Below are 13,697 nucleotides of genomic sequence, written 5' to 3'. Positions count from 1 at the left end.
AATCCCTGATATTAAAAGGCGCGAATGGATTTAGTTTGAGTCAGATCAACTGCTTGGCGCAGAAATGGCTGCAGCCTGAGCGAGTTGCTGATGATCATTGATGGTAATAAATTTACCGTCGACGCTAATAAAGCCACTTTTCTGAAAACGACTTAATAAACGGCTGATGGTTTCAACGGTTAAACCCAGGTAATTGCCGATTTCGCCCCGGGTCATGGTGAGGCGGAATTCACGAGCCGAGAAGCCGCGCTCGCTAAAGCGACGAGAAAGCGTATGTAAGAAGGACGCCAGACGTTGCTCGGCGGTCTTTTTATTCAATAACAGCAGCATTTCCTGATCATAGTTAATCTCGTTGCTCATCAGTCGCATGATCTGTTGGCGTAACTTGGGCAGGCGTCCGGCCAAATCATCCAAGGTTTCAAAAGGAATTTCACAAACCATGGAGGTTTCCATAGCCTGGGCAAAACTTTGGTGAGTAGCGGTATGAATACCATCGAATCCCACTAAATCTCCAGCCAGGTGGAAGCCGGTGATCTGCTCTTCACCCTGCTCTGAAAGGGTAAAAGACTTAAATGAGCCGCTGCGTACCGCGAAAATGGATTTTAGCTTAGTGCCAGACTCGAACAGGTAATCGCCCTTGTGCAGTGGCTTTTTGCGCTCGATGATTTCATCAAGGCGGTCCATTTCTTCGCCATTTAAGCTAAAAGGAAGGCACAACTGAGAGATAGAGCAGTTGGTACAGCTAATGGTGCAATTCGATTTACCAGCGAATTTACCAGAAAGTTGTGTTTTTACGTCCATTTTACATTCCAAGGTAAGCAAGAGATGAAGTTAAATCTACGTGACTAGCGAGGCACTTGCAATAACCAAGCTATAGAGCCCATACCAAAGTAATAGATTACCCAAGACCAGGCGCACCCACGTTTGGTTAAGTATACCCTTAATGGCGTTGGCACCCAAGCCCAAGGCGAGCAGTGCCGGCAAGGTGCCAAGGGCAAACAAGGCCATAAATAAGGCGCCATCGGCGGCGCTTTGGCTAAAAATAGCCCAGGTTAACGCGCTGTAGACCAAGCCGCAGGGTAACCAGCCCCACAGGGCGCCGTATAACAGGGCTTTTGGGTAGCTGTTAACCGGCATCAGATGACGATTCAACTTGACGATATGGCGCCAAATTGCCCAGTTGCCCAGCTTTTCTATGCCGCCCAAAGGATTAAACAGGCGCATAACGTAGAGGCCAACGAGGATCATAAAGACAGCACTTAGCAGGCTTAGGCCCAGGCTGATATGGTTGTTTTGACTGGCAAATGCGGCGCTAAAGCCGCCGACTAGAGCACCGGCTAAAGCATAGCTGCTTAAGCGCCCGACATTATAGGCAAGCGTGGCGCCGAGCGGCGGCAGATCGCGGCTGGCGAGCTGAAACGTGCCAGCGATACCACCACACATGGCGACGCAATGGCCACTGCCGGCCAAGCCCATTAACAGGGCGGCGGCAAAGTTAATCTCGTTCATTGCTCTTGTCGTGTTCCTCTTTGTCATCTTCAAAGAGAATACTGTGACCTTGCTTTTCCAAATCGGAAAACTGCTCGCTTCTTACCGCCCAGAAAAAGATACCAATGGCGATAAGCACAAACAAAATGGCAATGGGGATTAGGACGTAGATGATACTCATAAGCGCAGCAACCGTAGTGAATTGGTGATAACAATAATCGAGCTTGCCGACATGCCGATCACCGCCATCCAGGGGGCAACCCAGCCCAAGGCGGCAAGGGGTAGAATAGCCCCGTTATAACACAAAGACAGGGTCAAGTTCTGCCTGATAATACGGCGCGTTTGTTTGGCCACGCGGATAAGTTGTGCCACCGAGCGTAAATCGCTGTTGAGCAGCACCACATCGGCGGTGTTTTTAGAAATATCGGCACCGCTGTCCATGGCGATAGAAAGGTGAGCGGCATTAAATACTGGGCTGTCATTGACACCATCACCTATCATGGCGCATACCTGACCTTCGCCATGCCATTTTTGCATTAACGCCAGCTTGTCTTCGGGCAGCAAGGCGCCATGGTAGGCATCAAGTTCAAGTTGCTCCGCCAGCTGTTTGCCGGCGGTTGACGGGTCGCCGGTAAGCATCACACGGCTGATATTTTGCTCTTTCAGCTCCGCTTGCAATGCCTCGGCATGGTCGCGCACCTGATCTTGCAGATAAAAGGCGGCTACAGGTTTTTGGTCGATAAAAAGCACAGCTTGAGCATTGAGTTCCAGCTCATGGGTAAACCAGTTGGCCTTACCAATATGCACCTTATGCGCTTGCCAGATGCCAGCAACACCAAAGCCGGTGTGCACCTCAACCTGCTCGGGCTGCGGGTGAATGGGGGTGATCTCGCTAAAGGCTTTGGCGATCGGGTGCTCGGAATAACGCTCTAAACTGGCGGCTAAAGATTTTAATTCCTGTTCGCTGTAGCCGCTATCGAGAATGTCCATTTTGGCGATGGCGAAGCGGCCGTAGGTCAGCGTGCCGGTTTTATCAAAACCCACCTTGGTTAACTTGGTGGCGGTTTCCAGCACATGTGCCTGCTTTATTAAAACCCCACGCTTGGTGAGGTTGGCCACGGCGCAGGTCAGGGCTGTTGGAATTGCCAAACTTAAGGCACAGGGGCAGGTGGCAACCAATACGGCTATGGTTATCCAAAACGCGTGCTCCGGGTCGATTTGATACCAGGACAGTGCAGTAATGGAGGCAAAGATCAACAGACAGGCGACAAACCATTGCGCCACCTTGTCGGTTATCTGGGCGATTTTCGGGCGCTGACTCAGGGCACTGTGTTGCAGGCGTATAATCTGATTGACCAGGGTATTTTGACCAACCTTGTTCACTTTCAGGGTTAATACCCCGTCATGGTTCACCGTGCCGGCATGGACCTGATCGCCCAATGTCTTGTTAACAGGGTGATGTTCGCCCGTCATCATGGACTCATCGACGCTGGAGCGCCCGCTGATAACCTGGCCGTCGGCGGCTATGGTTTCACCGGCTTTGACTCGCACGGTATCACCTAGCTTTAACAGCTTGGCGCTAATTAACTGCTCCTCGTTGTCGCCATCGACCACGCGGGCAGTGAGCGGCAGTAGTTGCTGCAGGTTTGCAGTGAACTCGCTGGCTTTAAGGCGAGCACGAAACTCTAAATATTTGCCCAGCAGCAGCAAGAAGGTAAACATACAGATGGACTCAAAATACACCTCGCCGGTGCCAGTGAAGGTGGCATAACCACTGGCAAAATAGGCGCCAAAAATGGCCAGGGAGACGGGCACATCCATATTTAATTGTTTGGCTTTTAAGCCGGTAATGGCGTTACTTAAGAACGGCAGTGCCGAGTAGAAGATCACCGGCGTGGCCAGCGTCAGGCTGATCCAGCGGAAATACTGTTCAAAGTTATCTTCCATGCCTGAGAACATGCCAAAGTACATGGCAAAGGCAAACATCATCACCTGCATGGTCATCAAGCCGGCTACACCGAGACGGCGGACAAAGCTCTTGGCCTGCACCTGCTTTTGTGCCGCTTCGTTATCGGCCTGGAAGGGGTAAGATTTATAACCGATTTCTGCAAGGCTGGTGATCAAGGTACTGAGTTTGGCCTGGGTGTCGTCCCATACGATCATAGCGCGGTGGGTGGAGGTGTTTACATCAACCCGCTTCACCCCGGAGTGAGCCAATAGCTGCTTTTCAATCAGCCAAGCACAGGCGGCGCAGCTTATACCTTCAACGCTGAGCAGCACCTCTTTGTCATTACCCTGATGGGAAATAAATTCCTGCTGGATAGACTCGTTGTCATAACTTTGGATCAGCGCCAGTTGCTCTGGCACCAACTGCTGCACCTTGCCGGCTGATTCGGTGCGGAATTTGTAATAGTCGCTCATACCCTGAGCGATAATGGTCTCGGCCACTGCCTTACAGCCGATACAACACATGGGTTCAGGTTTATTGTTAACCACAACCGATTCATTAAAACCCTTGGGAATGGGCTCAAGGCAATGAAAGCAGGACTGCACACTCATTTAATTATACTCGGGCATTTATTTATACTCGGGGCTCACTTTAATCGTGTCCGCTTGTGGCAGTTGAATGTTTTCTTTCAACTTCCAGCTGTCATCAAATGGAGTGATAAATACCGTATAGGCGCCTTGTTCGATAGGCGTGTCGAGTAGGGTGGTGAACTGGCCATGGGCATTTTTGGTGAGGCGAAAGCTTACGTCTTTATCGCTTAGAGTGCGGTGGTATAAACCTATGTTGAGCGCTGCGACTTTTGAGTCATCGCCCTTGGTAAAGGCAAAGCTGATACGCTCATCCGTGAATTGTAAATCACCGTGCAAATACAAGGCCTTAGCCTTGTCGAACTTGGTTAACTCGAGGTTGATGGCTTTGCCTTTTTTATAATAGTCATCGACCACCATATCAGGGCCATTGCCCACCGCCATGGTGATAAGGCCAATACAGGCAATAATGGTTGTAAGAGGGAAGAAAAGTAAAAACCAAGGCCAAAACTGCTTATACCAGGGAGTAGTGTTCATAATACCAAGTTAGTTGCCATTAAGTTGCGGCTATTTTACGGCATTGGCGGATAAAAACCTAAAAAAAAGCCTCCAAATAGGAGGCTTTTTTGATTTCGATTAAATTCGTATGCTTACTTGTCTTGCGACAGGCTGTATACGTAGGCGGTTAACAGGTGAACCTTGTCTTCGCCTAGGATATCTTTCCATGCTGGCATCACACCGGCACGACCGTTAGCGATAGATTCTTCTACCGAACGAGCTGAACCGCTGCCGTATAACCAGGTGTTGTCGGTTAGGTTAGGCGCACCAAAAGGTAGGTTGTGAGCCACCGAGCCTTTACCATCTGCACCGTGACAGGCTGCACACATGGCAAACTTAGCTTTACCTGCTTCCGCATCACGTTGGTTAACCGTACGACCAGAAAGGCTTAGTACAAAGGCAGTCATTTCTTTTACGCCTTGCTCGCCACCAAGGGCTGCTTCCCAGCTAGGCATAGCAGCGATACGGCCGTGTAGTATTGTTTCTTTGATCTTGTCTGGCGTACCACCGTATAACCAATCTTTGTCGGTTAGGTTAGGGAAGCCGTCACCACCACGGGCGTCAGAGCCGTGACACTGAGCACAGTTTTGTAGATAAAGGCGTTGACCGATTTCTAGTGCTTGCTCATCTGATGCTAGATCCAATACGTCACGCTGGGCGAAAGATTTGAACATAGGTCCGAATTTTTCGTCTGCCGCACGGTACTCACCATCCAACTGGATGCGGTAGCCATCAGCGTGCATGTCTTCAACCGCTTTCTTAGACTCTTCTAGTGATGTTACGCCCTGGTTAGAGCTCTTCCACTTTAAGAAGCCTTCAAAGTTACCTAGGCCAGGGTAGGCAGCAAGGTAGTACACAGCCCACGCGAAGGTCGCGAAGAACATGTAGGTCCACCACTTAGGTAGCGGGTTGTTAATTTCTTCAATGCCATCAAATTCATGGCCACAGCTCTCGCCTTCTTTAACACCTACGAAGTTCTTTAAGTTCCAAACCAGTAGGCCGAAGAGCAGAACTAGACAGGCCAAGGTTAGAACGATGACCCAAATACTCCAAAAGCTAGTCATTTCTCAGACTCCTTTTCCTCATTAGTGATTGTGCTTTGGTGTTTCTTTTCGTCTTCAAACACCGCGTTGGCGGCATCATCGAAGCGCTTTTTGCTGCGCTTGCTGAAGGCCCACAACACAATCACGATAAAAAGTACCATTATTACCAGAGTTAAAATGCCTCTGAACGTGCCGTAATCCATAATAATTACTTCAAGTGTGTACCAAGTTGCTGTAAGTAAGCGATAAGCGCTTGCATCTCAGTCGCACCTTGGCCGTCGTTCATAGCATTAATCTCGTCAACCTGAGTTTGTAACTCTTCATCTGTACCGTAGCCTAAGCCATTATAGCGGTCAGTATTTTTATCAATACCAAAGCTATCACGGAAGATTTGTAGTTTTTTCAGGGTGTACTCTGTGTCTACTCGATTTTCATCTAACCAAGGGAAGGCTGGCATATTCGACTCAGGAACCACTGAGCGTGGGTCCATTAAGTGCGCATATTGCCAATCGTCAGAGTAACGTCCGCCAACACGAGCCAGATCTGGACCGGTACGCTTAGAACCCCACTGGAATGGGTGATCCCAAACGCTTTCACCGGCTACCGAGTAGTGGCCATAGCGTTCAACTTCGTCACGGAAAGGACGGATCATCTGTGAGTGACAGTTATAACAACCTTCACGTACATAGATGTCGCGGCCTTCAAGTTCTAGCGCCGTTAGGGGGCGTAGACCGTCTACCGGCTCAGTGGTGTCTTTTTGGAACATCAAAGGAGTGATTTCCACTAGGGCACCAAAGCTGATAGCAAATACCGTAAGGATGGCCATTAGGCCAACGTTCTTTTCAACAATTTCATGTTTGTTGCTAGAGTTTTTATTGCTCATCATCCTACCCCTTAAGCTACTTGTGCTTGCGCATCGTCTGCAATTGAGCCTTTCTTAGCTGCAATAGTGCGATAGCTGTTGTAGGCCATTACCAGCATACCCGCTACGATGAATACACCGCCTAGGAAACGCATGACGTAGAATGGGAATGAAGCTTCTAGCGATTGTACGAAGCTGTACATAAGCGTACCGTCTTCGTTAACTGCGCGCCACATAAGACCTTGCATTACACCAGAGATCCACATAGCAACTATGTACAGTACAACACCTACAGTGTGTAGCCAGAAGTGGGTGTTAACCAGCTTCACGCTGTACATGCGGCTGTGGCCGAATAGTGCAGGGATCAGGTGGTAAGTCGCACCGATTGAAATCATAGCAACCCAACCTAGGGCACCCGAGTGTACGTGACCTACGGTCCAGTCAGTGTAGTGCGAAAGCGCGTTAACTGACTTGATAGCCATCATTGGGCCTTCGAACGTCGACATACCGTAGAAAGAAAGAGATACAACTAGGAAACGCAGTACCGGGTCGGTACGTAGTTTGTGCCACGCGCCAGACAGGGTCATGATACCGTTGATCATACCACCCCAAGAAGGTACGAATAGAATAACCGACATTACCATACCTAATGACTGAGTCCAGTCAGGTAGAGCTGTGTAGTGTAGGTGGTGAGGACCAGCCCAGATGTATAGAGAGATAAGTGCCCAGAAGTGAACAACCGATAGACGGTAAGAGTAAACAGGGCGACCCGCTTGCTTAGGTACGAAGTAGTACATCATACCAAGGAAACCAGCAGTCAGTAGGAAACCTACCGCATTGTGGCCATACCACCACTGTACCATGGCATCAACGGCACCAGCATAGATAGAGTATGACTTAGTCAGTGAAACAGGCACTGCCATGCTGTTAACAATGTGCAATACCGCAACCGTAAGAATGAAGCCGGCATAGAACCAGTTGGCAACATAGATATGCGATACTTTACGCTTAACCAAGGTACCAAAGAAAACAACAGCATAAGAAACCCAAACGACGGCGATTAGGATATCGATTGGCCACTCAAGCTCGGCATATTCTTTGGAGCTGGTAATACCCAAAGGCAGGGTAATGGCGGCTAATACGATAACCAGTTGCCAGCCCCAGAAGGTGAAAGCTGCAAGTTTATCGGAGAAAAGGCGCGTTTGGCAGGTACGCTGCACAACGTAGTAAGACGTTGCGAACAAGGCGCTGGTGCCGAATGCGAAGATAACAGCGTTCGTGTGTAACGGACGCAGTCGAGAGTATGTTAGCCATGGGGTATCGAAGTTCAATGCTGGCCAGGCAAGCTGGGCAGCAATTAATACACCAACACTCATGCCAACGATGCCCCAAATCACTGTCATAATAGCGAATTGGCGAACAACTTTATAGTTGTACTCAGTTTGTGATGCTACTGTTTGGCTCATTGTCAGGTTTCCGCTGCATTATTATGCGATTAGAAATGAAATACCTACTCTTGCGAATAGGGCCTACTGATGGTGTCAAAGCCGGCTACCTAAAACTCTCATTTTACGAAGCGTTTCAGAAAGCAGACTCACAACACTCTTATTATTTGCGGTCGAAATAATAAAATTTTTGACCTCAAAAAGATAGCGCAAATGGCTAAAATAATGACTTCAATCAAATTATCACGTGAAGTTGGGGAATTTTTAACTCATGCCTAGTCAGGACGGATCCCATTGGTTAATATTGGCGCTAAATTAACGTTCAATAAATAACCATGTTGCAGTCGTACCACACCCGTCACTCTCTTGTTTTGCTTTCCCTGTTCACGGCGCTGCTGTCACTGACTGCGTGTAACGACAGCAACCTAAGTATAAACAAAGAGAGTATAGACAAAGATACGCAGCTCACCCATTGTTGTGATTCTCATCCCTTGCATATCGAGCCATTCCACTTTGCGCTCAGTGCTGAGTATGTTCACCCAGAGTCGCCTTTTTCAGTGTCTTTACATATGCCAAACGATGCTCAGATTGAAGGCGCAAAGATGCGGGGTGTGACCATGTACATGGGTACTATTCCGGTGTTTTTTAAGCAAATAGACAAGCATTTATGGCAAGCGGATATCATGGTCGGTGCCTGCTCAGAAGCTCAGATGGTTTGGCAACTGAGCGTCGATATTAGCCGTAACGGGCAAATTCGCAGGTTAACTTATCCCATTAAGGTCACGCATCCCTAACACTTATCGCTGATATAACGCTCTGGCCTTGTTGGAAAAAATAAGTTCCTAGTAGATAACCGGGTGAATTTCTAACGCATGTTTTCTTGAATGCTGTGGCAATACCACAGCACGCCGGAGTAAATCTTTTTTGCATATAAATTCACCGTATTTGGTTTGAATTATAATCAACTCCCTTGATTTCTTTTTTGACAAGCCCAAAGCCGTATTAGCTCGGCTATTAATTTAACCTGTCTATTTTAAATGTATGAATAACGGCCTGTGTATAAGTTGTAAATTTTCGATTAAGTAAACTTACTCACGATTGATTACATCGAGTTACAAAGTTGTCGCATATAGTTTCAGGTATCAAAAATTGTTGTTTTATTAGTACCTCACCCCGCATTTTTAAAGGCTTTTTGGTGTAAACATTTATAACAAGTGGTTACATGAGTTTAAGGCAGAAGGTGGAGTATTTCATGGTGTTTAATCTATGATCGCTCATTCAGTTTTCATTCAGTTAATTAAACCTAAGTTGCTCGGCGTTATGCAGTAACTTCATAAAAATATGAACTGTATAACCACCCTAAACGGGTGAAAATTCAACAAGTAGGGTTTAATATGAAAAAGACACAACTAGGGCTAGCTGTTTTAGCAGCATTGCCTATGTTCTCAAGTGTTCAAGCAATTGCTGCGGATTCTTCAGCCGAAGCAATTGAAAAGATTCAAGTAACAGGCTCACGCATCAAGCGTACCGATATGGAAACCGCTTCTCCGGTTACCCTAATCGGTGCCAACGATATTAAAGCCATGGGTGCGACCAGCATCGACAGCGTATTACAAAAAATGACCGCTGCCAGCGGTGCCATGACCAACCCGGCCGTAAACAACGGTTCAGGTGGTAACGCACGCGTTGACCTTCGTGGTTTAGGTGCTCAGCGTACGCTAGTACTTGTAAACGGTCGTCGTATGATCAACTCAGGTACAGGTGCTGCGTCAACGGTTGACCTTAACACCATCCCAGTTTCTATGATCAAATCGGTTGAAGTACTAAAAGACGGTGCTTCTGCCGTTTACGGTACCGACGCAGTAGCCGGTGTTGTGAACATCATCCTTAAAGATGATTTCGAAGGCCTGGACATGAACCTAAGCGGCGCCATCACAGGTGAAGGCGATGCCGACGAGACTTCATTCGACATCACCATGGGTACCAGCTTTGACCGTGGTAACGTGGTAATCGGTCTTCAGTACACAGACCGTGGCGATGCTTCTCAGGCAGACCGTGATTTCTCTGATTGTCCAATCGAAGAAGATTACGACAACAAGAGCTTCTACTGTGGCGGTTCTTCTTACACGCCTTTCGGCCACATTTGGGCTGACAATGCGAGTCTACAAGGTAATGAAGATGGCAGCTGGCACGATTATGCCGCTGAGAACGATGCCTATAATTTCTCAAAAGAAAGCTATCTTTACACACCAATGCGTCGTCTTAACCTAACGGGTATCGGTAACTTTGAATTGACAGACGACACTCGTCTAGTAACAGAGTTCACTTACTCTAAGCGTTGGTCAGATCAGCAAATGGCACCTCAGCCGGTATGGTTCGACTTTGAATACGATGCAGCCACCATGGGTGATTCACTACTATCACACGGTGTTGCTGATGGTGAAGCCATCTCTTACGGTCGTCGTATGACCGACATTGGTCCTCGTGGTTACGAGCAGGTTGTAGATACCGTACGTGCGGTAATTGGCCTAAACGGTGAATTTGACAACGGTTGGGGCTGGGATACATCGGTAGTATTCGGTCGTAACGACTCGGTTGACCGCGCTACTAACCTGCTGAACATGGGTTCAATTCAAGACAAAATCGCTGCAGGTACCTTCAACCCGCTAAACCAAGGTCATTGGACTGCTGCTAACCTAGCTGACGACGTTTACACAGAAAACAACTCTGGCGGTAGCCAGTTATTGATCATGTCAGCCGGCCTAAACGGTGAGATTTTTGAACTTCCTGCCGGTTATGTAGGTTTTGCAGCGGGTATCGAGCGTCGTGAAGAAAAGGCTTGGTACGTACCAGATTCACTAACTTCACAAGGTCTTGCCAATGATCCTCGCGTTGACCCAACGGGCGGTCGTTTCGATGTAAACGAAGCTTATGTTGAATTCGCTGTACCGCTAGTTGCCGATACAGCATTTGCTGACAGCATCGACCTAAGTGCAGCCGTACGTGCATTCGACTACAGCACATTTGGCTCAGACGAGACCTGGAAGCTAGGTCTAACTTATCGTGTAAATGATGAGTTTATGGTTCGTGCGGTACGTTCAACGGCGTTCCGTGCTCCGACTGTAAACGAGCTATATGCTGGTCAAGGTCCATCATTTGAACAGGTTGATTTTGACGTTGAAAATGCTCAAGACCAGGCTGAAGTGACTGTAGGTGGTAACGACCAATTGACTCCGGAAGAAGCTGATACGCTAACCGCAGGTTTCGTATACGCGCCTTCATGGTTAGATGGTTTCTCAATGACGGTTGATTACTTCGACATTGAAATCGAAAACGCCATTGCCAGTGAAAACGAACAATACATCGTAGACACCTGCCTTGATTCGACAACAGGCGCTAATATCAATAACGATCTCGCCCTATGTCAGTTTGCAGGCGTTAATTTTAACCAAAACACCGGCCGTATCAGCTTCAACAACCAGTTGAAAAACATTGGTACCGAGCAAACTAAGGGTTATGACGTAAACTTCAAATACGCGTTTGACGCTCTTGATCTAGCTTGGCGTACTGGCCTGGATATCACTATCCTTGACGAGTACATTGTTGAGTCTACAGGTGTAGACAGCGTTGATTACGCTGGTTTGATAACTTCAGGCCTGGGCAGCTATGCTGAGTACAAGACCAACTTCACCCTAAATGTTGCCGGTGATAACTGGGATGCTCAGTATCAAGCACGTATGATCGACGGTCTTGATGATTACTCTTGTCAAAAAGAAAGCAGCAAGTGTCTAGTACCAAGCGTTGGCACAGTGGTTTACCACGACATCAGCGGTTCTTACATCTTCAACGACACTGTGTCGCTTTCTGGTGGTGTAAACAACCTATTTGATAGGCAAGCGCCTTACTACACAGGTAATAACGATTCTAACACTGACCCGTACACCTATGATGTACTAGGTCGTCGCTTCTTTGCGAGTGTGAACGTTAAGTTCTAATTGGCCTTAGTGCCTTAGCATTAAAATGCCTGTCAGCGTGCTGATGGGCATTTTTTTTATCCCTGAAAAATAGGTTATACTTTTATTATCAATAAAATATGGGGGTTAATCATTGCACGAAATTGCTACGCTCAAACTTGATGAAGGCTTGCGTTTGGCGTTGGGGCAGTCATTGCACCCTAAATCCCACACCCGTATCGAATTGTTTTTTTGTATCCCCAACGAAATGGGCATTAACCCCAATACCCTGAGTGAAGAGAGCTTTTACTATAACCATATAAAAAGTCATCTGGCCTATAACGCCAGTGGTATACATTTACCCTTGGTTCGTAGTCGTTATGTGAGTAAGGTGCGGGGGGATGATCAAGAATACCGGCAAAATCTGAACTTATATTGCTACCAGGTACGCCTGGCTGTAGATGCTGATATTGCCGAGGCGCTGAGTATTAGTGAGGCTGATGAGTTTTATATACGTTCTCTGGCATTAATGCATGAAACTCAACGGCTTTTAAAGCGTTTACGTCGCTATAAACCACAAGATAGAAAGCTATTATCCTTTTATCACAATGCCGATAATTTTCTTAGTTGGTATATAGAGCAAGGACTATTAAAGCTGCTCGATAAGGCACCAAAAACCACTGACTTTGGCCTGGAGCGCTCGCAATTACTACAATATTGCCAAGATGAAAACGAGCACCGCGAAAATGCCCGCTATAATTCTTCCCCGACCTTGGAAGATCCCAACCGCCTTGCCAACAAGATGTTGCTACTACAGCGCTTAATTGAGCATGGAGTGGTGTTGAAAAGGGAGGCAAAAAATCTCGATGCCGTACTTAAACGTATGGTGAAGGGCTCGGTTACCGCAGTGATTATGGCCTTTGTGATGGTGCTGGTGCTCAATACGCGCACCAATTTCACTCAGGTCACGGTAGGCCTGGTGGCTTTATTGGGTGCTATTTATGGTTTGCGGGAAATTTTTAAGGAAGATCTCACCTATTTTATTTGGCGCCGTATTATTCGTGGCCGTGCTAAGTGGCTGAACATATTTTACAACAACACCACACGTATGCGGATAGGTAAACAAAAAGTCTGGCTTGAATATATTCGACATAAGCGTATACCAAAAGATGTGGCTGCTATATTTTCAAAGCGTCGCCAGCAAAATAAACAGGCAGCTAAGTGGTTATATATGCAGTTTGAAAATGAAATTTTGGTGAATGAGTTCCTGCCTGGCTATGATGCCTTAAATCAAACAACTAGTATTAGTCTGGCACCCATGATGCGTTATTTACGTAAAGGGGAAGGGAAACTGTATGAATATACCGGCAAGGGGATCCGCAAACATACGGTAGAGCGGCGCTACCAAATTAACCTGGTATTGGTCACTCATACTAGCGCTGGCGAAAAATATGCCCAGCGCTATAAGATCACGGTAAATCGCTCTGCTGTAGTGGCCTTAGAGCCTATAGGTGAGGTGCAGCAGAGCTAATGGGTAGCAGCGCTACCGGGCCTGTATTACAGGCCTTTTTCAGAATAAAGGGTTACTTTATCTGATACCAGAGTAACCTGGATGTTTTTACTTTCTGAGCCCCAGACGCAGTTGGTGTGTAGGGCTTTGTCTTCACAGGCCGATGGGCTGCCTAATAGCGCTTCTACTTCTGCGCGGTCCATGCCCACCTTGATTTGTTCATAATTTTCCAAGGTTACTTTAGAACAAGCGCTTAAAGTAAGACCTGCAGTGATGGCTAAAAGTAGTGATTTTTTCATGTTA

General features: G+C 47.3%; 13 protein-coding genes. 3 read left to right on the top strand and 10 right to left on the bottom strand.

The window, feature by feature from the left end; all coding sequences use genetic code 11:
* Positions 1–45: 45 nt before the first annotated feature.
* From C2M35_RS06505 to ccoN, 9 genes are all read right to left on the bottom strand, one after another.
* Complete coding sequence (locus C2M35_RS06505) at positions 46–801, bottom strand: FNR family transcription factor (protein ID WP_105264888.1); 756 nt, start codon at positions 799–801, stop codon at positions 46–48.
* Positions 802–837: 36 nt separating this feature from the next.
* Positions 838–1,509 carry a sulfite exporter TauE/SafE family protein gene (locus C2M35_RS06500; RefSeq protein ID WP_105199825.1) on the bottom strand — a complete coding sequence of 224 codons (672 nt, stop codon included), beginning with the start codon at positions 1,507–1,509 and terminating at the stop codon, positions 838–840.
* On the bottom strand, positions 1,496–1,669 hold the full coding sequence (gene ccoS, locus C2M35_RS06495; RefSeq protein ID WP_105189569.1) for a cbb3-type cytochrome oxidase assembly protein CcoS: 174 nt from the start codon (positions 1,667–1,669) through the stop codon (positions 1,496–1,498). Before ccoS ends, C2M35_RS06500 begins: the two co-directional genes overlap by 14 nt.
* Positions 1,666–4,047 (bottom strand): heavy metal translocating P-type ATPase, encoded by a 2,382-nt coding sequence (locus C2M35_RS06490; RefSeq protein WP_105264887.1) that lies wholly within the window; start codon positions 4,045–4,047, stop codon positions 1,666–1,668. Before C2M35_RS06490 ends, ccoS begins: the two co-directional genes overlap by 4 nt.
* An 18-nt stretch (positions 4,048–4,065) precedes the next feature.
* Complete coding sequence (locus C2M35_RS06485) at positions 4,066–4,560, bottom strand: FixH family protein (protein ID WP_105199827.1); 495 nt, start codon at positions 4,558–4,560, stop codon at positions 4,066–4,068.
* 113 nt (positions 4,561–4,673) lie between these two features.
* Positions 4,674–5,645, bottom strand: a complete 972-nt coding sequence (ccoP, locus tag C2M35_RS06480; protein WP_105213555.1) for a cytochrome-c oxidase, cbb3-type subunit III — start codon at positions 5,643–5,645, stop codon at positions 4,674–4,676.
* Entirely contained in the window at positions 5,642–5,827 is a 186-nt protein-coding gene (locus C2M35_RS06475) for a cbb3-type cytochrome oxidase subunit 3 (RefSeq protein WP_105189573.1), read from the bottom strand. Before C2M35_RS06475 ends, ccoP begins: the two co-directional genes overlap by 4 nt.
* A 5-nt stretch (positions 5,828–5,832) precedes the next feature.
* Complete coding sequence (gene ccoO, locus C2M35_RS06470) at positions 5,833–6,507, bottom strand: cytochrome-c oxidase, cbb3-type subunit II (protein ID WP_105199829.1); 675 nt, start codon at positions 6,505–6,507, stop codon at positions 5,833–5,835.
* An 11-nt stretch (positions 6,508–6,518) separates the two neighbouring features.
* Complete coding sequence (gene ccoN / locus C2M35_RS06465) at positions 6,519–7,952, bottom strand: cytochrome-c oxidase, cbb3-type subunit I (RefSeq protein WP_105213556.1); 1,434 nt, start codon at positions 7,950–7,952, stop codon at positions 6,519–6,521.
* 314 nt (positions 7,953–8,266) lie between these two features.
* On the opposite strand from ccoN, the gene C2M35_RS06460 reads away from it, so the two are divergent.
* The 3 genes from C2M35_RS06460 to C2M35_RS06450 all read left to right on the top strand — a co-directional run bounded on the left by C2M35_RS06460 (position 8,267) and on the right by C2M35_RS06450 (position 13,415).
* The gene (locus C2M35_RS06460; protein WP_105264886.1) at positions 8,267–8,725 is read left to right on the top strand and encodes a hypothetical protein; all 459 of its coding nucleotides are present in this window, start codon (positions 8,267–8,269) and stop codon (positions 8,723–8,725) included.
* A 600-nt stretch (positions 8,726–9,325) separates the two neighbouring features.
* Positions 9,326–11,926 (top strand): TonB-dependent receptor plug domain-containing protein, encoded by a 2,601-nt coding sequence (locus C2M35_RS06455; RefSeq protein ID WP_105264885.1) that lies wholly within the window; start codon positions 9,326–9,328, stop codon positions 11,924–11,926.
* Positions 11,927–12,038: 112 nt separating this feature from the next.
* Positions 12,039–13,415 carry a hypothetical protein gene (locus C2M35_RS06450; protein ID WP_442792749.1) on the top strand — a complete coding sequence of 459 codons (1,377 nt, stop codon included), beginning with the start codon at positions 12,039–12,041 and terminating at the stop codon, positions 13,413–13,415.
* A gap of 26 nt (positions 13,416–13,441) precedes the next feature.
* On the opposite strand, the gene bamE is transcribed toward C2M35_RS06450, so the two are convergent.
* On the bottom strand, positions 13,442–13,693 hold the full coding sequence (bamE, locus tag C2M35_RS06445) for an outer membrane protein assembly factor BamE domain-containing protein (RefSeq protein WP_105199921.1): 252 nt from the start codon (positions 13,691–13,693) through the stop codon (positions 13,442–13,444).
* Positions 13,694–13,697: the final 4 nt, after the last annotated feature.

Origin of the sequence: Pseudoalteromonas sp. T1lg76 (assembly GCF_002964725.1) — a bacterium.
Classification (GTDB): domain Bacteria; phylum Pseudomonadota; class Gammaproteobacteria; order Enterobacterales; family Alteromonadaceae; genus Pseudoalteromonas.
This window is presented reverse-complemented; position numbering and strand designations above follow the sequence as displayed.